General features: G+C 47.0%; 19 protein-coding genes. 3 read left to right on the top strand and 16 right to left on the bottom strand.

Translation table 11 applies throughout. From position 1 onward, the window contains the following. Nucleotides 1–4 precede the first annotated feature (4 nt). From tssG to tagH, 15 genes are all read right to left on the bottom strand, one after another. Nucleotides 5–988: a type VI secretion system baseplate subunit TssG gene (gene tssG, locus W04_RS10335; protein ID WP_052698305.1), complete on the bottom strand. Its 984-nt coding sequence runs from the start codon at nt 986–988 to the stop codon at nt 5–7. Further along, on the bottom strand, nt 985–2811 hold the full coding sequence (gene tssF, locus W04_RS10330; RefSeq protein ID WP_053910768.1) for a type VI secretion system baseplate subunit TssF: 1827 nt from the start codon (nt 2809–2811) through the stop codon (nt 985–987). The genes tssG and tssF overlap by 4 nt, the downstream gene beginning before the upstream one ends. Continuing rightward, the gene (tssE, locus tag W04_RS10325; protein ID WP_045980635.1) at nt 2808–3299 is read right to left on the bottom strand and encodes a type VI secretion system baseplate subunit TssE; all 492 of its coding nucleotides are present in this window, start codon (nt 3297–3299) and stop codon (nt 2808–2810) included. Before tssE ends, tssF begins: the two co-directional genes overlap by 4 nt. An 11-nt stretch (nt 3300–3310) precedes the next feature. After that, nucleotides 3311–4108, bottom strand: coding sequence for a type VI secretion system accessory protein TagJ (locus W04_RS10320; protein WP_053910767.1), 798 nt, complete (start codon nt 4106–4108; stop codon nt 3311–3313). 20 nt (nt 4109–4128) lie between these two features. Continuing rightward, nucleotides 4129–5652, bottom strand: a complete 1524-nt coding sequence (gene tssC / locus W04_RS10315) for a type VI secretion system contractile sheath large subunit (protein ID WP_022944424.1) — start codon at nt 5650–5652, stop codon at nt 4129–4131. A gap of 45 nt (nt 5653–5697) precedes the next feature. Then, entirely contained in the window at nt 5698–7188 is a 1491-nt protein-coding gene (gene tssC, locus W04_RS10310) for a type VI secretion system contractile sheath large subunit (RefSeq protein ID WP_053910766.1), read from the bottom strand. Further along, entirely contained in the window at nt 7188–7688 is a 501-nt protein-coding gene (gene tssB / locus W04_RS10305; protein ID WP_053910765.1) for a type VI secretion system contractile sheath small subunit, read from the bottom strand. Before tssB ends, tssC (W04_RS10310) begins: the two co-directional genes overlap by 1 nt. A 22-nt stretch (nt 7689–7710) precedes the next feature. Beyond that, nucleotides 7711–8844 carry a type VI secretion system protein TssA gene (gene tssA, locus W04_RS10300; RefSeq protein WP_053910764.1) on the bottom strand — a complete coding sequence of 378 codons (1134 nt, stop codon included), beginning with the start codon at nt 8842–8844 and terminating at the stop codon, nt 7711–7713. A gap of 124 nt (nt 8845–8968) precedes the next feature. Continuing rightward, the gene (locus tag W04_RS10295) at nt 8969–9745 is read right to left on the bottom strand and encodes a Stp1/IreP family PP2C-type Ser/Thr phosphatase (protein WP_022944420.1); all 777 of its coding nucleotides are present in this window, start codon (nt 9743–9745) and stop codon (nt 8969–8971) included. Further along, on the bottom strand, nt 9742–10464 hold the full coding sequence (tagF, locus tag W04_RS10290) for a type VI secretion system-associated protein TagF (protein WP_022944419.1): 723 nt from the start codon (nt 10462–10464) through the stop codon (nt 9742–9744). Before tagF ends, W04_RS10295 begins: the two co-directional genes overlap by 4 nt. After that, on the bottom strand, nt 10446–13967 hold the full coding sequence (gene tssM / locus W04_RS10285) for a type VI secretion system membrane subunit TssM (protein WP_053910763.1): 3522 nt from the start codon (nt 13965–13967) through the stop codon (nt 10446–10448). Before tssM ends, tagF begins: the two co-directional genes overlap by 19 nt. 16 nt (nt 13968–13983) lie before the next feature. Continuing rightward, nucleotides 13984–15309 (bottom strand): type VI secretion system protein TssL, long form, encoded by a 1326-nt coding sequence (tssL, locus tag W04_RS10280; RefSeq protein WP_022944417.1) that lies wholly within the window; start codon nt 15307–15309, stop codon nt 13984–13986. Between the two features lie 23 nt (nt 15310–15332). After that, nucleotides 15333–16661, bottom strand: coding sequence for a type VI secretion system baseplate subunit TssK (tssK, locus tag W04_RS10275; RefSeq protein WP_045980642.1), 1329 nt, complete (start codon nt 16659–16661; stop codon nt 15333–15335). 22 nt (nt 16662–16683) lie between these two features. Next, nucleotides 16684–17145 (bottom strand): type VI secretion system lipoprotein TssJ, encoded by a 462-nt coding sequence (gene tssJ / locus W04_RS10270; protein WP_045980643.1) that lies wholly within the window; start codon nt 17143–17145, stop codon nt 16684–16686. 24 nt (nt 17146–17169) lie between these two features. Beyond that, a complete protein-coding gene (gene tagH / locus W04_RS10265) occupies nt 17170–18519 on the bottom strand; it encodes a type VI secretion system-associated FHA domain protein TagH (RefSeq protein WP_053910762.1) in 1350 nt (449 codons plus the stop codon). Nucleotides 18520–18817: 298 nt separating this feature from the next. Here tagH and W04_RS10260 point away from each other — a divergent pair, with 298 nt between their 5' ends. Next, a complete protein-coding gene (locus W04_RS10260; RefSeq protein ID WP_053910761.1) occupies nt 18818–20800 on the top strand; it encodes a serine/threonine-protein kinase in 1983 nt (660 codons plus the stop codon). Here W04_RS10260 and W04_RS10255 read toward each other — a convergent pair. Beyond that, nucleotides 20795–21520, bottom strand: a complete 726-nt coding sequence (locus tag W04_RS10255; RefSeq protein WP_053910760.1) for a tetratricopeptide repeat protein — start codon at nt 21518–21520, stop codon at nt 20795–20797. The genes W04_RS10260 and W04_RS10255 overlap by 6 nt on opposite strands. Before the next feature lie 359 nt (nt 21521–21879). Between W04_RS10255 and ppc the strand changes: the two genes are divergently transcribed. Further along, nucleotides 21880–24504, top strand: coding sequence for a phosphoenolpyruvate carboxylase (ppc, locus tag W04_RS10250; protein ID WP_053910759.1), 2625 nt, complete (start codon nt 21880–21882; stop codon nt 24502–24504). A 454-nt stretch (nt 24505–24958) separates the two neighbouring features. Beyond that, on the top strand, nt 24959–25366 hold the full coding sequence (locus tag W04_RS10240; protein ID WP_053910757.1) for a hypothetical protein: 408 nt from the start codon (nt 24959–24961) through the stop codon (nt 25364–25366). The last annotated feature ends 57 nt before the right edge of the window (nt 25367–25423 follow it).

The following is a 25423-nucleotide window of genomic DNA, read 5'->3' as shown; positions in this document are numbered from 1 at the left end:
TTCCTTATTGTCCGCGTAATTGAATACAAACATCACGCGATAGTACCCGTTCCCGAGCGAGGGTTACGCCCCCATGGCCCAAGGCTGAAGACTGTTGTCCCAACCTCATAACAGGTAGGTTTTTTAATTGCGTTTTTACATTAATGTTAGCTTTGACGGCATAGCCTAAATAGCTATGGAGCATATCTTTGAGTAACCCATTTAACGGGCCTTGTGGTAACAGTGCGCGTGCTTTGGCTTTATCTTTACAATGGAAGGTAATATCAATGGCGCTATTTACATCCCATACGGATTTACCGGCCGCAGCCTCAGAGCCAAGGCGAGCAAATTGCCCTTCGGGGTTTTCTCTTGTCCCTAGGCGTGTCTGCTCTGATGACGCTAATGGTCGCCAGGTACCGACAAATTGTTTTACGTCGACATCAAGTTCTAAATAGTGAGTGAGCAAACGCTCTAGCTGTACCGCGCTGCGCACTCGGCGGCTAAATAAACCCGCCATATGCAAACGGTAAGGTGCATTGCCGCCACTGAGGTGACCTAATACGCGAGTAAATGGGTCAAAATGCTCACTATGCGTAGAGTAATTGATTGCTTGGCGATATTTCTCCCAGGCGCGGTAGTACAAAGACACTAAGCGATGATTAAACATGTCGTAAAAGTCCACCATTGTGGTGTCTTTTTGCTTAATACGAGAAAGCACCAGTTCACTGTAGTGCTGAGGCAGCGCTCCGCTTGGGCCTGTGAGCCCCATAAAAGTCACATCCACTTGATGATACTGTCCGCCTTGTTCGCAAGCGACTGGTTTGACTTTAGCAACAGGGGAGCCTGGAAAGCCTAAGTGCTGTACAGACTTGAACCGCACTAACTCTTGGTTAGGTAAGGCATCAGCTCCTACTTTCTGACCACGACTTCCAGCACGGTTTTGCAACATAAACACCGCTTGATAGAAGTCAAATTGGCCGGGGGTTTTATATAAGCTATCGATACTCATAACAGCGGCACCTTACCCGAGCGAGGAGGCCAGCTATGATAGATACTGTCTTGATCCTTAAACCGTATCCGCAACTGAGTAAAACTATTAATGGCGGCAAATTGCGCGAAGAAATGATCCAACACCGAAGCAAAAAAGAACATGCCGCTGCCGGAAAAGTCATCCTTTGCAAAGGTCAACGTAATAGCGCTGCCACTGGCAAAACACGTACGCCCACCTTGCACAAGCCGCGCCGAGGTCATCTCAATCTTGACACCATGGATATTGTCAATAAGCGCTTTCGATTCAGGTGCATTCTTAAAATCATACAGGCGTAACGTTTCTTTTAACTTGCGAAGCGCATCAGGGCCAGAGAAATAGTCCAAAGACAAGTGGGACACTAACTGCCACCGTGTAGCATCGCTAAGCTCAGGGCGAACTGCATGCGTGGGAGCAACTAAACAACGGACTTTCTTTATAATATCCGCACGCTCTGGTACGAGCATCTGCGGTTCATCACCGCCGAAAGGCAAATTGGCCGGTAAGTTGCGGTTACTGCACAGTGCTTTTATCGTAACTAACCAACTTTCATGTTCGCTGTCTGGCTCAAAATGTTCAAACTCTCTATCAACCAAGCTGAAAAAGGTGTCGGTGCCTTGCTCGGTGAAGCCGCCAGCCCAATATGCAGACTCTCGGCGAATATGCCAAAAAAGTCGATCTTGATCGCGATAAGCCGGGTGAGTTTGCCCATAAAAAGGTGTTACCTGATAACTGTTATCTTTGTGGTCGTAGGCGTTGACTTCACCAACTTGAATCACTTCTGAGATATCCGCGTCCATATAGCGCGGTACCAGTTTGTACTCGTACTGGCTGAGTGATACGCGAACAGGCTCTAGCTCCTGTTCAAACAGGTTAACAATGGGCGTGCAGCCGAGTTGAAAATGTTGCTTACCGAGTTGTTTCTCAAGCTCTTGAGAGCTTTCATCGAAGTAGATGTAAAGATTACAGTTTGCTTTATCTTCAGGTAGAAACTGGTTGATATCCTCTAAGTCGAAGAATAGAAACTTCTCAGGGAAAATAAAGTTCTCTGCCAACAGGCGATAGCCAGTCGCTGATTTGTCGCTGTAGGGAATGGTGGCATGTTGGTCGCTAAAACCGACCTCTTGGAGGTGACGCGTTGAGAAGAATTTAGCTTCATGACCCTCAGCCTCGATGGCAAAGCCAATAGCACTTTTAAAGAGTAATTCATAAATGCTCAAACTATGGTGCCACTGACCATTAATATAAAACCGTAGCTTGTTTAATTCGGTTTCTTTAAGGCCGACCTCTTTGTATTCACCCTGTAGTTCAATTTTTACTACAGACTTGGCAGTGGTAGACCAAATTGGGCGCGGAGCACTAAAAGGGGCGTTGTTAAACTGCGCGTTATTAACTTCGACCGGCCATAAATAACTGTCATAGCAGGTGCGAAAGTGACAGGTTTTCATACCTTCAACATCAGACTCAACATCACTGTCGCGCGGTAGCACCACCCCGGTTGTTGAAAGGTTCTCAGTAGTCATCTTAATGACAGACATTGACGGGATAGGGGCTTGATAATCAGGGTAGAGTTGACCCATCAAGGCGTCAGTTAATTCTGGGAAGCTGTCGTCTAGTTTTTGCCTGATCTGTGCAGTCATAAATGCAAAAGACTCAACCAAGCGCGATACATGCGGGTCTTCAATCTGTTCTTCAGAAAGCTTTAAACGCCCGGCAATCTTTGGATATTTGTCGGCAAAGTCGGCCCCCATATGACGAATATAGGCCAGTTCACGATTATAATACTTTAGTAATTCGTCATTCATAAGCTGGTCTCTTGGACTGTCATTCCCAAATTAATCGGTTCCACTTCTGAGTCAAAACTAATGAGCTCTGGTTCTGGCTCTGCCCAAAGCAGCGCATTGATGCGCAAACGCATGATTCTATCCAGCGGCAAGTCATCTTCTAGGCAGCTTACTTCGACCTCAATAAAGCGAGGTTCGAAGCGTAAAATCGTGTCGCGCACTTTTTGGCACAGTAGCTCTCGGCCTTCGGTGCTGCTAACAGGCATGTTTGAAAAATCAGGCAAGCCGTAGGTCAACACTGAGGTGGCAAGCTCTTCATACTGTCTTGGCCACGTATGCCAATGGATCCGCGCGTTCAGCAACGCTTCTAAGTCTCGGCGCACACTGGCGCGTAGAGTCTTTAGATTAATTGCCATTCCACGGCTAGTGCTCAGCTGATTATCAGGCTCATCATCGATGAGTCTGTCTAAAATAGAAGCTTGTAGCTGATGGTCACTGCGAACGCGCATCGTTTATTCCTTTAGGCCGCTTGCTCAGGTTGTTGAGCCACCGTGGTGATTTGATTAATAGCCACGGCTTCACCATCAACAAACCACATTTTCAGACCGCGACCTATGTACAGCTCGTCACCTAACTGTTGCCATTCTGTCGCTTGTCCCAAACGCTCGATTTCATTGTTATCACCACCGTAGATAGCAGGAATATGAGCTTCTCCGCTTGGGCCATCTTTAATATCAATTTCTACGCGTAACCAAAGATGCTCAACCAGTGACTCGGGTTGTTTAAACTCGATGCTGAGAATTTCTTCACTGCGAGCGAGGTAAAACTCGCCATTGGTGCCGAGCAGTTCGATGTAGTTATTCAGGCTATCATCAAGATCTCTAAAATCAGTACAAGGAGCGTCATTGATCGCTAGGGTAGGGTTGGCACGCTGCTCTTCGAGCTGTTTGGCTAGGCGCTGTGCAGTATCACTATCGCCTTCGTTTAAGGCGATACGTAGCTCCAAGAAAATAGCATCTAGGTCATCATTATCATGAAATAGTTTTGGTGCAGCTTTGCCTTGATAGAAGTCTTGACGCGCTTGCTCAGCACGTACTAATTGACGCAAGTTCATAGCGCCAACAGCAAAATCAGGGTTTTTCTGAACCATGTAGTCAAGCTGTTTATCAGCGCGCTCAAGCTCATTGTTAAGGCAAAGCAACTCTATGAATTGGCTGCGTATATCAAAGTTCACGGGATCATCTTTCAACTGTTGCTCACAGTAGCTGATCGCTTCAAGTAGCTTGCCTTGTTGAATGTAATCGAATATTTCCTTCATAGTAATCCTGTCTATTTGCCTTATTCGTAGTGAGTGGGTGAGAGCTCGGTCACTAACTTGATGCTAGACACCATCTGGTCTAGCTGAAAGTGGGGCTGAAGCTGCATCACTGAGTAATAATGTCCAGGTTTGGCCTGGTGTTCCTTAACATTGACCCGGGCGCTCGAAAGCGGGTAACGAGAGCGCACTTCATCAGACGCAGAGTCTGATGCGGTGGTGTAATTATTTATCCACGACTGCAGGTCTCGCTCACAGGCTTGTGGAGTCGCATAAGAACCAATTCGGTCACGGCCCATCACCTTGATGTAGTGAGCAAAGCGCGAAACACATAAAATATATTGCATCATCGAGGACAGCTTGGCGTTAATACGTGCAGCAACACCATCGTAGTTGGCCGGTTGTTGAACGGAAGAGTTACTGAAAAACACCAAGTTACCACTTTTATTCAGTGGCGAGAGAGGGATAAAACCGCTATCAGAGAGTGCTTTTTCGGCTCGGTCAGTGATCAATAAATCAACGGGAGGCTTCGGCTGTTTTTGGTACAAGTCAGTTTCAAACGGGCTCTGCGCCAAGTTCGTTACTACTCCTTGGTTTATTTGACCAGGCTGCATTCCGCGAATTTGTCCGAACCAACCAGAGCTACAAAATGCACGAATAAGTGTTGCTGCAAACGGATAAGCGGCATTACCCCAGAGATTATCCTCATCAGGGTTATTAACCACCTCACGAAATTTGAACCCCTCACTACGCTGACCATCCTCAACATAGGGAGCGCGCATCAATACACGGGGTACGGCAATTCCTAAAAATCGAGAATCATTCATATCACGCAATTTACGCCACTTGATATATTCGATTTGCTCGAACTGAGAGCTTAAGTCAACGTGAAAACCGAGTTCGGAAAAGTTATCGACACCAAACATATTCGCTTCTGCAGAGGTAATGAAAGGCGAGAAAGCAGCTGCGCACGTGCGCACTATCTCTTGCAGGGTATCGATGTCGTTGCCAGCGACGCCGGGTCGTGGCTTATGAGAAATACGATAATCTCCGATGATGACACCAAAAGGTTCACCGCCTGGATTATCATACTCGTTGGAGTAAATTTGTTTAAAGAAGTCGCTTTGATCGAAATCAATGGCTTTGCTGACATCTTTGGTCAAAGTTTGCCAACTGCAATTAAGTAGTTTGATTTTGACCTTACCATCCTTGTCGTATTGCTCGGCCTCTTCTGTGAGGTATTTGATATTACGCCAACTGGACTCAAGCGCTTGAAATTTGGGATGGTGAAGGATGATATTGAGCTGCTTTTGTAACAGCTCATCAATCAGTGCGATAGTGCGACTTAAGTAGGCAACTACTTTTTCATTATTGCGTTGAAGCGGAGCGTTAGGCGCATTCTCAAGCCATAAAAGCAAAGCATGAGTCGGATCTTTTTGGCGCACGAAGCGCTCCATAAAGACATCATTTGGCAGGCGTCGAGAAGCAGATTCCTGCTGCTGCTCGAACACATCCTGACTAACAAATGAAAACTCACCAGCACTCATTCACATCATCCTTTGCAAAAATACTGAGTTTGTATAGAGGAGGGCTTAGCCCACCTCTGGAATTTTTGCTACCAAACGTAAAGAGGTGGTTAACTCTTCCATTTGTAGCCATGGCTTGAGCCATGCCACAGCATTATAAGAGCCTGGCGCCCCAGGAACTTCCTTAACACTGACTTTTGCATCAGCAAGTGGGTAACGAGCACGAATTTCCTGACCGCCCCCTTCTGAAGCATTGACATAGTTGAGGATCCAACGGTTTAACCACATTTCCACATCTTCTGCTTCCATGAAGCTACCAATTTTGTCGCGCGCCATGACTTTGAGATAATGGGCAAAACGTGAGGTTGCCATCATATAAGGTAGGCGAGCAGAAATTGCCGCATTGGCGGTTGCGTCTGGGTTATCGTAAACCTTTGGTTTTTGACAAGTTTGACCACCAAAGAACACAGCATAGTCGGTGTTTTTATAGTGACACAGTGGCAAGAAGCCTAGTTTACTTAACTCAGCTTCACGACGGTCAGTAATGCCAATTTCTGTCGGGCACTTGAGATCTGGGTCGCCGTCATCGCTGGTGAAAATATGTGTAGGAAGGCCTTCAACTTTACCGCCACCTTCAGCACCGCGAATAGCTGTACAGAAGCCGTATTTTGAGAAGGCCTGGGTCATATTTGTTGCCATTGCATACGCAGCATTGGTCCAGCAATAATTATCATGCTCAGTATTACCAGAGCGAGAAGTCGATGGATCGACGTCAAATTCTTCGTAGCCAAACTCTTCAACTGGTTTAGTCGATTCGCCATAAGGTAGACGCGCTAGCACACGTGGCATGGTAAGCGTCACAAAACGTGAGTCATCACTGTCACGGAATGAGCGCCACTTGGTGTATTCTAGCGATTCAAATACTTTTTCAAGGTCGCGCGGTTTGCTTAATTCTGTCCATGAGTCAAAACCAAACAGTGAAGGTGATGACGCTGAAATAAATGGACAGAAGCCAGCAGCAGAGACGTTTGACATCAAGCTTAAAGTTTCGATGTCTTCTGGGTGGTTAGTAAACTCGTAGTCACCTACGATAGCACCATAGGGCTCACCACCTGGGGTACCAAATTCAGACTCGTAAATTTTCTTGAAGGTTTGCGACTGGTCAAATTCAACAGCTTTAGAGAGATCTTTATGCAGCTCTTTCTTCTTCAAGCTCATGACACGAATTTTGAGTGTGGCATTGGTCTCTGAGTTGCTCACTAAGTGGTGCAAACCACGCCAAGAGCCTTCAAGCTTTTGAAACTCATCATTGTGCATAATGGCCGACAACTGCTTAGAAATCGCTTCATCAATGACTTTAATTGCTTCATTAAAGGTGACAGTCAGGTTTTTATTCCACTGTACTGTGCCTTTTAGCGCTTCTTCAGTTAAGGTTTTGATAAGCTCCTGAGCGCGTGAGCTTTCAGTTTGCTTGGTAGCGCCAATTGCCTGCTCTAGCAGTGAAAAGCTTTGCTCTTCCACGCCTTCCTGTTGTTGTTCTTGAACGTCCGTGCTCATTATTCTTTCTCCTCAACGTCTAACTCTTTGGCTAGTTTATCCAAGTTTTGAGTGTTGCTCAGCACGTCTTCTAGGATGTTTTCTAATTCCTCTGAGCGGTCAACTTTGGTCATTAAGTCACGTAACTTGTTACGTGTGTCCATAAGGTTACGCAGCGGGTCAACTTGGTTCACAATGGCTGCGGGTTCAAAGTCAGACAGCGATTTAAACTCTAGATCAACACCAATTTCGGAGCCATCATCAGCCAAAGTGTTATCAACTTTAAGATTCAACGTTGGGCTCATGCGCTTCAACACATCGTTAAAGTTGTCGCGGTCAATTTGAATAAAACGGCGATCTTTTAATGGCTTTAGTGCCTCTTTATTGTGGCCGGAAAAATCACCGACAACACCAACAACAAAAGGGAGCTCTTTTTTGACCACTGCACCTTCAGTTTCGACATCATAGGTAATGTGGACGCGAGGCTTCCTTACTCTTTTCAACTTATCATGGATACTCATCGAGAACTCCTTTCAGATTATTCTAGGTTTCGCTATCTTCGACTTTGATGCCTGACAACTTGAAGTAACCTGTGCGTGCATCATTGTCAGATATCAGTTCGTTAAGTAGTTCCGGCAGTGTTAATTCACTCCAGCGGATTACTTGCTCTATGGTGTAAGACATGGGCGAATGAGGCTCTGTCTTACGAAAAAAATCGGATATTTTTTGCAGCTGTTTTATGGCGTCTTGGCGTGAGTTAATGCTCGCCTGAATAACGTCTTTGCTGCCGCCAGAAGTGCTCTGTTCTTCGCTATCGGCTGCGTCGCCATCGCTTGCTTGCTCATCATCAGCCGGTTCATCGACAGCATTTGCGGCTTCGATACGATCTCCAGCCAGGTGCTTGATAGCAGCTCTACATTGTTCGAGAGTCTTAGTGATGTAGCTGGTAGGTTGGGGCGAACCTACTTTCTCGTCCATGGCCTCACTTAGGTGCGTGAAAGCCTGTAAACAGTCATCAATCTCTTTATCAAGAGCAACAAAGTACTCGGTTGGAGTTTCTTTGACGGCGGTCGTGATTTGCTCTAGCGATACCGCACCTTCTTCAACTCGGCGCTCTCGCTTTTCTTCATCTAGACGCTCTAAATCAACAGCACGCTCATATTCCCATAACGAGAATGGACCTTGAGATACTCCTTCGGTCATGGCGATGCTCTTCAATGGGATGATGAGTGCGCCTTCACTGTCAATACCATTGAGACCGACAATCGGTGCTACACGCTCTTCAATGTCATCTTCATCAGGGGTGGGGTAGAGGGTATCCCAATATAATTCGATCAGCTGTGCGGCAAGTTCAAAGCCATGACTTAAACCGGCAAAACCATGTAAGCGACAAAGCCCTTCTATGTACCAAGCGACTAGCTCTAAGTCCTTACACTGTTGTGAAAGGACGTCGGGGATTTGTTCAAGTAAGGGTCGCCAATCTCGCGCAACAGCGATAATACTTTCATCGTCAATGAGGGCATTGCGCTCATTCGCGCGCAGCGTGTTACGTAAGTCTTTTAACGTGTAGTACGTTGACGTTGGCGATACATCCTCACGCGGGTCTACCCCGGTTGGCTGCTCGTCGCTGATAGCGTTAACAAGTGGTGATAAATCGAAAAGATCGGTCCCTGACATATACGCTCAAAATCCCTTGATTGCTTAACTTAGTTGCGTCTTATGCATGATAAATAATAAGTGTGCCTAAAACAAGGTTATATAGTACAAATGTGATTATTTATCTTTTGGCAATAGTTAAATATTAGAAGAGCGGTACGGTTTTGTCACCCTGATCGCACTGATTCGTCTCTTGTACATGATTTTCATTATTTTTCACTAAAATGCAGGTGACATTATCTTTCGCTCCTCGCACCAGCGCAGAGTGCATAAGTGCCATGCCGGCATCAATAATATTCAGTGGGGATAATGAACTCTCTATTTCGAGATCAGAGACTTCTCCAGTGAGCCCGTCACTACAGAGTAAGAATACATCTTTATCTTGTAACTTGCCTTGCATAACCTCTGGCTGTACTTCGGGGGCTACACCTACAGCGCGAGTAATAACATTCGACAGTGGGTGGACGGCAGCCTGTTCTTCGGTAATAACACCTTCATCGACTAGCTCATTCACTTGGCTGTGGTCACGTGTTTGCTGCTCGAGTCGGTCGCGACGCAATAGGTAGCCGCGACTATCGCCCACCCATACGAAGTAATAGCTTTGTTCGTGAAGAAATAGCACCACCGCTGTCGAGCCCATGGTTTTACCGTCCATATTTTCTTGGCTGTGCTGGTACAACTGAGTATTGGCATCCTCTAATGCCGCGATGATGACGTTACAATTGACGTTGCCACTACCCACACTATCGAGGTGGCGCTTTAACACATCAACAACCAGCTGACTGGCATAATCGCCAGCGGCGTGGCCGCCCATACCGTCGGCGACGACCCAAACATTGTGCTGTGGAAGCTCAACTAACGCATCCTCATTTATCTCTCGCACTACACCACGGTGGCTCTGCGCGTAACTGGTAATACTCATGCAGTTTCCCTGTCTAATTTTTGACTATGGTTCCAATCCCAGTGCTGCCATCGTCCATCAAGCATGGCGGAAAATTGGCTTATCGCCGGTAATCCGGGCGTAACCAGCAAGCAAGGCTCAACCAAGCAGGAACCATGTGTCCACCATAGACAATAGTTCGCATACCGTGAGCTCAGTAAATTGTGTAATAAGGTGTTAGCGTCCGCACTGGGAGCCAGCATGACGCTTAACGACTCTTTGCTAGGATCGCCAGAGCGCGTCAGCAAAAGCTCTTCAATGTCTGCTTTAGGTTGCTGATATTGCTCATTAACTGATTTAAACCAACTGGGCAAATCAACCGAATCCTCTAGCACATTGAGCACCGCATCTTCGTACTCTTGCGTTGCAAAGTCATTGTTGTAACAATCCAGCGGCTTACTATTGGTAATGGCAGCGACGGTAAACGGGAAGTGACGCCCAACCGCATCAACACTGGGAATAAACGAGCCACACATGGCATTAGCGCCACAGGCACCACTTGATAAGGCAAAGTGCCACACTGGGGAGGTGAGGTAACGCTCAGTCCACATATCACCAAGCTGCTCTTTACTTACCGCCACCACTGATTGTAACCACTCGTTCCAAGGTACCTGAAAACTACGCTCAAGTTGATGCGCAATAAAGTCCCCACGGGAGGGGACCTTTCCGCAATAGCCCATATTTACAGCTTGGTCGGACATCTGAAACTCTCTATGTTGGCACTCCAAAATGGGTGAATGGTGCTACTAGGTAGCAGTTGCACTTTAGCTTCGTTACCGCTTAAAGCGATATGTAACTGATGATCATCCTTAGTTTCTGGACGTTTCTGGCTCATATCGTCAAGCATTCTGAACAGTGACCATTCACCCGAGTAGGTGGTATTCGTTGAGCGCCCGCCCTCTGGTGGCGTAAACACGATGCGTGTTTCACTTTCTGCACTGTCCCCTGGCCAGGTCATATTGACTACACGCAGCGGCCCATGACGATAGTTAAGCGCTTGCCCGTCTATTTCTAAGCGGAAGTTACTGACCTTTTTGTCCAGTGAGATAGGTTTCAACCCGAACTGTAGGCTGGGCTTATCACTGCCTCCGCTGAAAAATGCTTGGCGAATTTTCGAGGCCTGCTCAAACATCGCTAGGCTGCGTTGACTAACACCGATATCACGCTCAAAGCGCCACGGAGAGGTACTGGTATCAACATTAGCCGCGAGGTAGCGCTTGAAGAATTTATCCAATGTACCATCTGGGCCGAAGAAGCGGCTGAAATCACGCATCCGTACTTCTTGCGAAGAAATAGGGTTAAACGGATAGCGATCGGCAATGGCAACTCGGTACTCACGAACCACTTGCGAGCGCCAAATCTCATTTAAGTGCTGATTAGCGCTTGCCTTGGTAATGCGATCGGCATTGTGAGTCATGCCTTCTAGCCAGTTATCAAACGGGTAGGGCAGAGAGCGGCTTTGTGAGCGCAATGTCGCAATAAATTTCGGGTCGGTATTACTGGCGACCTTAGTTTTAAAGCTTAGCTTTTGCTGATCGCCATTGGCGAGCTTATCAAGATAGCGATTAAGGCTACGCAAGTTGGTTTGGATATCTTCTAGCGAATCCGGGTCAACCTCGAGGATTTTTGTAAAGGCTTGTTCCACTTCAGCCCCAGGGAGTTGCATCTCAATATCTGGCATTTCATTGGGCAGTAAGCGCTTTAATCGCGATGTCTTGCTTTGCATTGCCACATCGGCGGCATTAGCCGCTACAGCCGCAGCTGCTTTTTGGTTTTTTGACACCGGCATCTTGGTGAGCGCGACATTTTTTTGCACGGCAGCAAGAATATTCTTAATGGGTGCTTCTGGACCAGAAAGTATTTCTGTAACGCGCACACCTTCTTCTGTGGTGCTGTAAGGGCGCAGCGTTAAGTCATCTAAAAACTCTTCCCAGTAGTAGATATAGTCGCGGAAATAACGATACTCTAAGTCTTTCTCTATACGTGCTTTGGCATCGTCACCGACTTCACTGAGATTATCACCATACACCCAACTATCATGCAGTAAGTTGCTTAATAGTTTCTTCTTCTCAATGTTAAAAATGCCATGGAAACCACTGTGGGTATAGAGCCCTGGAATCCCTGTGTTTATGTCGCGACCACTTTTAAAGCTAAACGCATACATACTGTTGTAGCTGATCACATCACTGAGTTTGAAGTCGGCCACGCTAGAGTCGATAAAGTCGGTCTTTAGGCGTTGGTAGGCGCGATCAACCAAGGGGAGTTTAGTCAGCTCTACACGGGCATTTTTAACCGCAGCAAGGTCTTGGTCGACACCTTCAAAGCCTTCAGCTAAGAGCGTTGCAATGTGAGAGTTAAGAGCTTGTCGGTCGGCAATATATGCATCGCCCGGCATCTCGCGCTCAATGTACGCGGCGAACCAAGCCTGAATATCTTCGGCCTTAAAGCGTTCTGGCATATACAGCATAAGATAAGCGCGTAAGGTTTCATACAGATACCCTAAGTGTTCTTTGTGCTCACTCATCTCTGTGGTCATCGCTTCGCCCATATAAGGCGCGAGGTGCGCGAATAGTGCGCGCTTATAGGCCTCAACCGATGGTTGTTTCAGATCGCTGCCTTTGTCATAGCCTACGGCTGATGGGTCTGCGAGCGGAATATGGTCGCTATATCCTGCAGGCAGATCACGCAGGCGGTTTAGCGCTTTTGTGAGAGTGAGTAAATCGGTTTGTCCGTTCAGCCCACCAGCCGTGAGAAGCTGGTACTCATCAATAGCGCCTTGCGTTGACTTGATGAGTTCTTTGTTCCATGAGTAACTAAGGTACCAGCTAATACTCAGCGCTAAAGTGGCACAAGCGGCGGTAGATATTGCACCAATACGCATCCACTTGTTCTGTTTATCGTGGTGGCGGTTAGTTGAGGCTAAGTTTTGCTCCGGAAAGACCACTTCCTCTAATAGTCGCTTAATGAAGAAGGCGCGGCTACTTTCACCGCCTGTGTTAGCACTGTAACCTTTCTTATGGGCCAATAAATCTTCAGGTACACCTTCTTGTGTCGCACTGGTTAGGTAAACGCCCCGTAAAATAGGCAGCTGCTCGTAGGCGTTAGGGGTGAAAATTTCCTTTAGGAAGGTGTCGGCGATGCCCTGCAGTACACGCAATTGACGAGGAAACTCAAAAATAATGCCACGACGTTTCGGGTCGCGCTCATGCATCAAGCGTTGGTTGAGCTTGGCTGCAAGGTTAGAAATAAGCGCATGGAATTCCCGGTTAAAGTGATTCACCGGTGCTTGTTCATTATCCGCTGTATTCAATTCAAAGGTGACACCTAGAACTTGTTCTGCTTCTTCTTCAGTTAAATACTCAAAGTATTCATTAAAGCCTGCAATCAAATCAGCTTTCGACAAAATAACGTACACAGGAAACGACATACCAAGCTGGTTTTGCAGTTCCTGCAAACGCTGTTTAATGGCGCGGGCGTGAAGATTTCGTTCGGTCTTGGTCTGGTGCATTAATTCGCTAATGCCCATGGAAATAACTACGCCGTTGATGGGGCGTAATGGTCTGTTTTTACGTAATAACCCCAAAAAACCTTGCCATGCACGAGCATCATGTCGGGCATGACTGTCTTGTGTGGTATAGCGTCCAGCGGTATCAATGAGCACGGCTTTATTGGTGAACCACCAATCACAGTTGCGAGTACCGCCAACCCCTTGGATCATGTCGATACCCATGGACTCACGCAGTGGGTAATCAAGACCTGAGTTGTTAATAGCAGTGGTTTTACCTGAACCCGGTGGGCCAATCATAATATACCAAGGCAACTGGTATACATTTTGGTTTTTGTATAGCTTTGCGGTTTTCAGCGTATCAATGGCATCACTCATACGCTTTTTCAGTGTGTCGATTTCCTCGTTCACATCACTGTTGGCGTCAGCATCTCCATCAATGAGCTCATTGGCCATTTGTTCATTGCGTTTGTTCTGTTTGACTCGTTTCGACCAAGTCACTAGCAGCCACACGACGACAATGGATAAAATTAACACTAACCGCCATGCTGCTGAAGCCAAAGGAACGGCACCGGCGATGGCAATGAGTGGGCCGCCAAACCATATCAATAAGGCAAGCGCTAAAAAGCCCAAAGTTGTTACTACAACTCGAGATTTAAGTTTGTACGAGAGCAGCCTCGCTTTTTCTTTGATAGACATAATCTCTTCCTTGAAACTAAAACAGCAGATCAATTTCAATACGGCGGTTTTTGGCTCGCTGTGCGGCGGTATCATTACTTTCAACTGGTTCCGCTTCGCCACGCCCCTCTGGCCATAAGCGGCCACTTAACGACGCATTTTGCGCCATTGCATTGGCAACTTGCGTTGCTCGCGCCAATGATAAGTGCCAATTAGAAGGATATTCAGGCGTTGAAATCGGCGTGTTGTCGGTATGGCCGGTGATCAGCACTTTACCTTGTGTGCCTTCAAGGGCACGGGCAATTTTAGCAATAATCGGCTTCATATCAGCACGAACAATATTACTGCCGGAATCAAACAGCGATTCACTGGATATACGAATACGTACGCGGTCAGATTGTGACGTGACACTGAGCACGCCACGTTGAATTTCTGTCTGCAACAACTGGTTCAGCACACTGGCTTCCATGCTATCACCAGTGGTTTGTTCGCCTAATTGATAGGGAACTAAGGCATCAAGCTCTGTGAAAACATTATCGGAGTAACGATTCAGTTGGTACGAAAAAAGGGTGTAAACCACCAGGGCGAGGGCAGCAAATAAGGTTAATATAACCCAGAGTGGAAATTGCTGGCGTAGCTCTAGGCCGTTAGCAATGCGTTTGCGCCAATTAATCGATAACTGGCTTGAACCAGTGCCACGGATCAGGCTTATCTCGCGATACAACTTATCACGGTAATCATCGACCGCAGATTGTCCCTGTGCACTGACACGATACTTGCCTTGGAACCCAAGATTCAAACAATAATATTGTAGTTCGAGTAGGTCGATATTATGACTCGACTGGCGCAGTGCCTCATCAAGTAAAGTGAAGAAGTACTCACCACCAAAGGTTTCTTTATGAAAGATGGATAGGAGACTTTCATTCACCCACACACTTTCGCTGCCCCACGGCGTATTGAGCACGGTCTCATCCAACAGCGCGCATACGCAATATCGTGCGGACTCAATAAGTTGACTATCGAGGTGCTCGTTACGCAAAGACTGTTCAAAATTCTTAACAGCATCAATGCTTTGTTGTTTAAGCTTATCGACATCATCGCAATGACTCATACGATTGATTGCCACTGTCAGCGAAAAAATATCAGCACCGTAATCGACTAGCTTGGACTGAAAAATGGGTGCGTTCCCTTGCACTCGAGCAACAGGCTTTGACTGGTTCACATTGACTACAGTCTTATCCCCGCTAGAGGTGTCTGCACTAGCCGCTGCGCCTGAAGCACCAGCACCTGCAGGAGCTGGCTCGCCATTATTTTGTGCCAGTCCTCTTCTTCCTGGACGGGGCTTTAAAATCGTCTTGTCCATGATGATTGTATCCTGTTGGTTAGTTATCCCTTAACGGCCCAAAGTGCCACTTGTAGTTCAGGGTAGTTGCCAGAAATATGCAGTGCTATACCACCACTACTGCTTAACTTAAGCCAGTGCTCATTGCCTTTTTCCAGCTGGAAGTAATGGTAGCCAGCATGATAGGGCACCTGCCTAGGTGCGACAGGCAAGGTCGCAAGAGTAATTCCTGGGATTTGGTTATTCACTAAGTCGCGAATTGTCTCGACGCTACCTATTTTCGTCTGTGCGGGTAGACGCTGACGTACTTCTTCGTTAGGTAGGTTCGCTTTTACAGCCAGTATAAAGTGAGCATTATCAAGTAAAGACTTATCATTAATTGCGCCAAAATAAATACCAAACTTGCTTTTCTCAAGGGGTATTTCCAGTGCAGTTTGTTCAAGTACTTGGCTCAGCGTTTGGTTGATTAATACCATTAAATTACCAAACACAGCAGTCAGCTCACTGTGGTTGTAATGGGGCAGCTCGGGAACTCGTTTATCACGGGTACTGAAGGTACTGAGCTCACCGACTAATTCAATCACCCGGTTATAAAGCATAAATGGATGTAACATATCCATATTTTCAAAGTTACTAAACACCGGTTGGTACTTGTTTAGCACTTGCAGCATCATAAAGTCAGCCACCGAAGTGGAACCTGCTTGCCCTTGAGTTAATCGCGCAGAAAGTGCTTCTGCACGCTGCTTAATCATGCCATGAATTTCGCGTACCACGCTGGTTAATGGCGCAACCGCTTTGGCATTCAAGGTAGGAGCAATAAACTTGCTATCAAGTTTAATGTTGCCCTCGTCGGATACTTCGATTACCCGTGCAATAGGTAAACAAATATAACCAGCTCGATCATCGTTATGGCGTTTAAGTTGGCTGTGCAGTGCGGCAATTTGCACAGATTCCTGAGCATCGCTGCCTAAGCTTACATCGGCACAGGTGTGGTCAGCGAAACGGTATCGGGTGATCATACCGTCACCATCAGCGCTGATATTTGTGCCATTGGTTTTATCACTGGCAATCGCCAAATAGATAACTTCATCCCGTACTTCGCTGGTTAACGACAGTGCTTGTGGTAGCGGGTCGATCGTAGGCATATCAACGGCGGTGCCATCAGCTAGGGTGGCGGTCAGTTTGCTTAAACGAACTTGCCCTAAAGGTAGCAAGGATTGGTCTATTTCCAACGACACAGTTCCCCACGGATAGTGGTGGACATGCTGGCTGCTGTGGTTGATCGCACGACGAATGCTGCGCTCAGCTTGCTGAAAATGTTGGGGACGTAAGAACATCCCCTCGGTCCATGCGATTGCGCTGTGGTCGCTCATGTAAATTCCCTCTTAGTGCTGTTTAGTCTTTGGCGTAAACAGCAATTTCCTCAACATTAACAGTTACATCATCATAGCCAGTTGGATCGGCCGCTAACACTGCACGCCAACGAGCTTGGTCAATATCGCGATAGGCTACAACAAAGCCGACATAGCGCGTATTTCTATCTAGCGACATCGGGTACTCAAGTTTGCTCCCAGGTTGTAGCTCTAACTCGTCCTTTTTTAACAGATCAGGGCCCAACACCGACTCAGGATCTTCATAAAGGGTGAAGAAATCTTGATTATCAAATACTGTCCGTGAACTCAGCTCAAAGATTTTAACCACAACAGGTGAAGGACGTTGATTAATATCTGGGTTGATATCAGCCGCGACATTAAAGGTGACGTCGGTGGAGGGCGGTACTATCTTATTCACCGCAGTACACGCACTCAGTGCTAAGGTAAAAATTACGACCAATACGGACAATAATTTGTTGTTCATGTTGTTTCCTCTAGGATAACTAATCTAAAGCGTTTTTAATTTACTATCGTAAGCTTTAACAAAATCATCAGCGAGCGCGCCACTGCCTTTGCGCTCAATTTCACTTTCCATGTCTTGGTGCATAGCGCTAAATAAACGCCAGCTTTTCGCTTCTAATTGATAGGGTAAAACCTTTTTCAGACCGCCTTGTTCGTTTGCTTGGCTTTTCAGGCGCTCTGGTGAAAGTGTATCGAGTAATCCTTCAATGGCCCCCACGGTCCCGGCCATCATTGCCGTATCGTGGTCGCGAGTGTCTTTAAACGCCTCAGCAATAGCTTGCTCAGCATTTAAAAAGCTGGCGCTATTTCGGGTGTATAAGTTCTGGATTACATCTTCTAAAGTTGCTGAAAACTTCAGTGGATTATTTTGTTGTGCTTGGAACATAGTGTGATTCAAGCGCAGTTGTTGTTTCACCGAGGAGCGTTGTCTAAGTGATTCAACTAAGCCCAACAATAGGAGTCGTAAACTCTCCCCCATCTGTTGCCACGTTTGTGCGTTGTTTAATTCATTCGCAAGCTGCGCGTCAACTTGCAAGCCTTGCAAAAAAGCAGCTGCTAATTCACCTTGCCCTGCAGCTGCTGGAGCTTGAGCTGGCTGCGGCGCAGCCGAAGCTTGTGGTGCAGCTTGCTGTGGCGCCTTTGGCTCTGGGGTCGGAGCGATGCTATGTTGCGTTTGCGCTGTTGGTGCCGGCGTAGGAGCAGGAGCTGGTTGTGGCTCTGGCTGAGCCGCAGGCGCTGCCTGACTCGCAGGGGACGCGCTCTCAGGTTGGCCGAATGCTAAGTCTAACCCCCAGTCTTCGGGGATGGTTTCGGCTGCGGATTGAGAGCCGGTTGCTGGGGCGCTCGCTGGTGTTTCTAGACCGGGCATCTGGAAAGATTGGTCAAGTTCGTTTGCGGATTGCATCTGCGTTGCAAACAAATCATCGTTATTCGTGCTCGAAGCAGGTGCAGCTTGCTGCGCAGGTATACTCGGCTGCGATGGTTGAGCTACTGGTGCGCTTTGCGCGGCGACGGCGCTTTGCGCCAGTTTAAATTCGATTTCATAATCGCCAATACTGAGCACATCACCATCTTGCAACGCTTGTTGATTGCCTTTGCCTACAGGGGTCACACTGTGGTTAACAAATAGGCCGTTTGTTGATAAATCATGAACAACGAAGTTCGACCCAGAGCGCTCAATACGGCCATGGGTGCTGGAAATTATTTTCTCAGGATCTGGCAAGTGCCAGTCGCACTCCTGTGAACGACCAAATACCAAGCTATCTTGGGTAGTCTTTGATGTTTCTATTTCAGGGGATAGGCGGTGGTAGCTGATAACGTTAAAGGTCGCTTCCATTTGCTTTACTCTATTCCATAAGACGACGTTAATAGCTCACGAGGATAAATATTAAGTTAGATTTTGTCAATAAAAGTGACGGTATCTAATAGCGCTACATTTACTCCGGTGTGGCATAAGTTCAAGTAACCATTGTAGTGGCTTTAAGAGATTGTGGTGGTTTTTGCAATTATACTGGTGGTTATACTATTGAACCGTATAAAAGGTCATTTAAACCGCAATCTGTTATAGCCTTTTATTTAATAATCTAATATATTAACGCTCAGTGAATGGATGAACGCATTAAAGGACAGCCAATATGGATGACAAGCCGCAAAATGCAAGCGAGCAAGATAAAACGCAAATCGCTGGTATCGCAAACTCAGGTAACGCCCCACAAAAGAATGCTCAAAGTGCCAACCTTCAGGGCTTGAAATTAGGTGCACGGTATCTGCTGGAGGAACTTGTCGGCCAAGGTGGTATGAGTGATATCTACCGCGCCAAAGACCTACACCTCTCAACCAGTGATGGCGAACATCACGTCGTTATTAAAGTGTTACAATCTCAGTTTGCAGAATCAGAGCAAGCATTGGCGCTGTTGAAAAAAGAAGCCCAGCGTTGTCAGCAATTATCGCATCCAAATATTGTCCGCGTTTATGATTGTGCAAGCGTGGCCGGGATTCACTACATCGTTATGGAGTGGATTGAGGGCGAGACACTTGAGCAAATTATCAAGCGTTCACGGCCAACGGGCATGAAATTTGCCAACGCTAAACCCATTCTCACGCAAATGATTGATGCGCTAATTTATGCGCACGCCCACGGTGTTGTGCACACCGACCTGAAGCCTTCCAATGTTATGGTCACCAGCCAAGGTGACGTAAAAATTCTAGATTTTGGTGTTGCTCGCGCCCATCGCGGCGATGATATTTACGCTTATCAAGGCGCTCAGGCAGAAGATGGTGTTGCCGGGTACACCCCAGCTTACGCCAGCGCATCGCAATTAGATGGCCAAGAGCCGACACCGCAAGATGATATTTTTTCGTTCGCGTGTATCGCCTATGAACTTATCTCGAGTAACCACCCTTATGACCGTGTTGCCGCCAATGAGGTGCCAGCGACTTATACTCTGAAAAAGCCAGCGTCGATGCCGATGCTACGTTGGGGCGCGCTGAAAAAAGCATTATCAATTTCGCAGCCAGGGTTTAAGAGCTTTAGCGAACTCAAGTCGAAATTATTGACTGTCAACCACATGCCGGCAGTGGCTGCGGTGGCAACTGTAGCTGTAGTTGCAGGGTTAGGGTTTACTTATCATACCCAAGCGCAAAGTGATTACGCTTTGTTGCAAGCTAAATACGACAATGCTGTTGCCAAAAATGAGCAACTTAACCAGTGGATGGGATGGGGGCCAAGTAACCTATTCAGTAAACTAGGTGAAATTCCGCCACAGTACCAAGTACTAAAACAAGGCTTGGTGGTCAAAAACCAGCCCCAGTTACTGGCACAGTTGGAGCAACAAGCGAAGCTAGCAGGCCAGAATAAAGAGCAAGAATACAAGAACTTCACTGCAATTATTAACGTGTACGATCAGGCCAAACCTCGTTTCCCTGACTCACTGGCGTTGGCTGAACTTATTCAAGATACACGAACAGAGCAGCAATCGGTGCTCGATGGTGTGGTTGAAAAAATTGACTTGTTATTGAGTCAAGGACGTCTAACCGAGGACGGTGACAACTCTTTGGTTAAGCTTTCTGAAGATCTAGCCTTCATTGCCCCTGAATTTGATTATCAACCGATGGAAGCTGGGGTTACTTTATACCTTGAGCAATACCAAGCAGCCGTTGAAGCAGACGACGTTGCAACTTTAGATACCTTAGCCGAAGTCGGTGAGGCTGTATTTGCACAAAACCAGCAAATTGCGCAGTTATTGCAACAAGGTGAAGCGAAACGCGAAGCCATGACGGTGCTAGCACAGTACTTCAATAAACGTGAGAGTAATCCGGATACACCGTATCCTTACGAGGCTGCCACGGCGTATTACCAAGATCAGTTTGATGCTTGGGAAGTGTCCATTACCAATATGGATGACCATAAAGAGCTGATTGCACTGGAAGAAGAAGTGAACACGTTGGCAGAAAAAGTACCAGAAGATTTTCAGCCCATGGTAAAACTGAAGAAATCGCTCGCTTCTGCATATTTGTCGAAGGCGCATGCATTAATGCAAAAGCGCATGTATCGTACAGCGCAGAAGCTAATAGAGCGAAGTGACTCGATTAACAAGTCACTCTCAGCTTATTTATAGGCGACGACCTTCTCCAGCATAACGGCCGGCGAGGATCTTTTCATAGATGTCGTCGGCTTTTTGCTTTGCCCGCTCAATTTCTTCAGGCTGCAATTTTTTCTCGTCGAGTTTGCGGCTGGTACTGGCATCGTCATTGCCATTGTATTCCGCGATGGTGTTCCAGATATAAGATTTCTCGATACTTTTAGCTACACCTAGGCCTTCATAGTACATTAGCGCAAGGTTAAACTGAGCCAAGGTATAATTTTGCGCTGCCGCTTTACGATACCAATCGATTGCGCTTTGGTAATCTTTAATAACGCCTTCGCCATTGGTGTACATAACGCCAAGGTTAAATTGCGCAGCAGCCAGCCCTTTTTCGGCAGCCCCTTTGAATAAACTGACCGCCCGTTGCAAGTCTAGCTTTACTCCTCGGCCTTCTTGGTACATGACCGCCAAGGAAAACATCGCGTCTGCATAGTCTTTATCCACGGCCTGCTGATATAGCTGAGCAGCCTTACGTTGATTCTTTGCTACACCGTGGCCGCTTTCGTACATTTGCGCCAGTTGATAGATTCCAGGGGCATAGCCCATGTCTGCTAAATATTGAAACTCGCTGAGGGCGGTTTCAAAATCTCCCACATTGGCCGCAGCAATGCCTTCTTCTAACCCCGCATGTGCTGCGGGCGCGAGTGCAAGTGCACTGATCAGTGTCAGTGCGCATAGTGTGTATCGCAACATCTGTGTTCTCCGCGTATGGCTCGTATCTTTATGATTCTAGCCTGTTTATTGGTATGGGTCCAAAGCTTAGCCATAAAAAAACCCAAGCAAGGCTTGGGTTTTTGGGGTCATATCTACCGTCACCGATATGAGCAATGTAGCAAGTAAAGTTTTCATCGCATTGAGTGCGTATGAACAAGACCAAGAGAAAGCAAAAGACTCCGTTTCGTCTTGTTGATAATGATTATTACTAGCATAGATTAATGCGTCAAGTGCAAATAGGAATTATTATCAAATTAGTTTTTCTCCTTTTCTTAGCCTTTCAAAGCGAGGCACTTCCATGCTACAAAAGATAAAAATAAAGACACAGGAGTGAGGATATGAGTGATCAATACGCAGCACTACGCAGTAATGTGGGTTTATTAGGGCAGATGCTAGGACAAACCATTGCTCAGGCATTGGGTGATTCGGCTTTGGCCAAAGTTGAATCAATTCGTCAGTTGGCAAAAACTTCTCGCGGTGGCGATGAGCAGGCGCGTGAGGCGTTGATCAGCGAGCTACAATCCCTAAGCGACGATGAGTTACTGCTTGTTGTGCGTGCGTTCAACCAATTCCTCAACCTCGCTAACGTTGCTGAGCAGTACCATACTGTGTCGCGCTCGGGTAACCAGGGTTTTTGCGAACTTGACCCATTAAAGCAGACTTTGCTACGCCTCAAGCAAAGCCATGTGCAAGAGCACACCATCAAAGAGGCCATCGCACGACTAGATATCAACTTGGTATTAACTGCGCACCCAACGGAAGTGACACGGCGCACACTGATTAACAAACACGTGCAATTAAGTGATTGCTTAAACCTGTTAGAGCTGGGCGACTTGCTGCCGCAGGAACAACAAAAACTCCACGCGCGCATGCGCCAACTAATAGCGCAGGCGTGGCATACCGATGAAATTCGTCAACAACGGCCAACGCCTTTGGATGAGGCGAAGTGGGGTTACGCGGTCATAGAAAATAGCCTGTGGCAAGCGGTGCCAGAATATGTGCGTGAGCTCGATGACACGCTGACTCAAGAGTTGGGTGTTGGTTTAGCAAGTGATGCTAAGCCGGTTCGTTTTACCTCATGGATGGGCGGCGACCGCGATGGCAACCCTTTTGTAACGTCGAGTGTGACACAGAGCGTACTCGACCATGGCCGGTGGATGGCATTGGACCTGTATATTAAAGACATCAACCTGCTGATCAGTGAATTATCGATGTTCGCCTGCGATGATGCTTTAGCTAAACAGGCTGAAGGAGCCCATGAACCCTATCGTGCCGTATTAAAGCAACTACGTGAAAAGCTGACACTCACTCACGAGTATCTCGAGGCCAAAATAACTGGGCAGTCGCCACGTGGCGAAAACATCATCACGGATATCACTCAGATAACGGATGTGTTAAAGGCCTGTGAGCGCTCGTTAGAGGCCAATAATATGGCCATCATCGCCCAGGGGCAGCTGCGCGATACGCTGATCCGCTGTCGGTGTTTTGGTTTGCAGCTCTCGCAATTGGATATCCGCCAAGACAGCGACAGACACGCACAGGTGCTTGGTGAGCTGACAGAGTACCTAGGCCTAGGTGATTACTGCCAGTGGGATGAGCAAGGCAAACAAGAGTTTCTCAAAGCAGAGTTGGCCAGCAAGCGGCCGTTATTACCTCGCAATTGGCAACCAAGCGAACAAAGCCAAGAGGTTCTCGACACCTTTAAAGTGATTGCCCAAAATCGCGCCGAAAACTTTGGCATTTACATTATTTCCATGGCTCGTCAGGCATCAGATGTGCTGGCGGTTAAGTTATTACTTCAAGAAGCAGGCTGCCAGTTTAATATGCCGGTTGCACCTTTGTTTGAAACTCTGGATGACCTCAACCGTGCGCCTGAAGTGATGCAGGCTTTATATAGCGATGATGTGTATCGCCAACACCTAGGCACCCATCAGTATGTGATGATTGGCTATTCAGATTCAGCCAAAGATGCAGGGATGATGGCCGCTGGCTGGGCACAATATAGCGCCATGGAGTCCCTGGTGCAGCTTAGTGAGGAGCAGGGCGTTGAGCTCGTGCTGTTTCACGGGCGCGGCGGTACTGTTGGTCGGGGAGGAGCCCCAGCTGCGCAAGCGTTGCGCTCGCAACCGCCAGGGAGTTTGAAAAATGGCCTGCGCGTGACTGAGCAAGGTGAGATGATCCGCTTCAAGTTCGGACTGGCCAGTGTCGCAAAGCAAAGTCTGCATTTATATGCCAGCGCAGTACTTGAGGGGAACCTGCTGCCACCCCCAGAGCCTGAGCCTAAGTGGCGTGACGTTATGGCTAAAATTAGCGACGCATCGTGCCAGCATTATCGTGCGACTGTGCGCGAGAACCCTGAATTTGTACCTTACTTTCGCAGTGCCACACCAGAGCAAGAGTTGGGTAAGTTGCCATTGGGATCGCGGCCTTCTAAGCGCAACCCTAATGGTGGGGTGGAAAGCTTAAGGGCCATTCCATGGATCTTTGCTTGGTCGCAAAACCGTCTGATGCTGCCTGCTTGGTTGGGGGCCTATCAAGGTTTAGGAGCGGCGATTAGTGAATACGGTGAACATACATTGCAACTTATGAGTCAGCAGTGGCCGTTCTTTCGCACCCGATTAGAAATGTTGGAAATGGTATTCTGTAAGGCGGATAGTTGGCTTAGTGCGCATTATGATCAGCACTTAGTGGCGCCGCAGTTACAGCACTTTGGCGAACGTTTACGCCAAGAGTTAGCGCAATCAGTGGCGCTGATCAAAGAACTAAGCCCAGAGCACACTTTATTAGGGCATCAGCCTTGGGTGCGTGAGTCTATTGCATTGCGCAACCCCTACACAGATCCGCTTAATGTCCTGCAGGTAGAGCTATTGAAACGAGCCCGCACTAATAGCTCGCAGGCATTAGATAAAGCCTTAATGGTCACCATGGCTGGGATCGCAGCGGGTATGCGCAATACCGGTTAATTAGGTGTGAGGCGGTGTATCAGCCGTCTCGCATCTGAACCTCGCCATTGTGGTAAGTGGCCATCATTCACACCGAATCATATTCGATGAGCGACCATCAAAGAGGCTACTTGCCTTGTGTAAATAACGCGGGTGCTCATCAGAGCGGAAATAGGCCAGGAGCATAAAATAAGGCTCGTTATATACAGCAAATTTTGGCTCGAATAAGTAGAAATTAAAGTTAACCCTATGAAAGTGTTGAAGTTCGATATTTGTATATCGTGCCATTTTATGCTCGGATATCTCAATGCTTGTTTTCCACAAACTAATACTGCTTAGACATTATCAATCCACTCTGGTAACTTTATGAATTACTTATAAATATAAAGTGTGCGACTAACTTTTTGTTGTTTGAATTTTGGCTTAACCCGAAATGCACGCTAATAAGCTGTTATGTTTACATGGAGTTCACCCGTTGAAGTTTAGTCAATTTATACTTTCTTTTATGATCGCATCGAGTGCTCATGCAGATCAGCAAGCTCTTCGTTTAGCCAAATATATTGGCAACCTAAACATGTATGACGTTACTTTTGCGTTGGTAGACTCCAAATGCAGTACATCCTACTCATTGACGAAAAAGCAAGTTGAAGAAATTAATAAATTAACTTTAGAAAAAACACGGGTATCGTATAAAAAATTCAACTCAATTATTGGCGATCCCGAACTCACGCTAGAAATGGCTGAAGAATCAATTCAACCGCTTCTTGATAGCAACTGTAATTCTAAATTACTCGAGTATTGGTATTCTAAAGTATCAAAAGACTTCGATAAAAATTTGTCAGAACTAAGAAATGAAGAACCAACGAGTGTGCAAATAAAGTAAATATAACAAGGCCATTATGGCAATTGGACGCAAAACGCTTGGCTTGCGCTCATTCTT

The organism is Pseudoalteromonas sp. SW0106-04, from assembly GCF_001293805.1.
GTDB classification, from domain to species: Bacteria; Pseudomonadota; Gammaproteobacteria; order Enterobacterales; family Alteromonadaceae; genus Pseudoalteromonas; species Pseudoalteromonas ruthenica.
The sequence above is the reverse complement of the archived record's forward strand: the minus strand, read 5'-3'. Positions and strand labels throughout refer to the sequence as shown.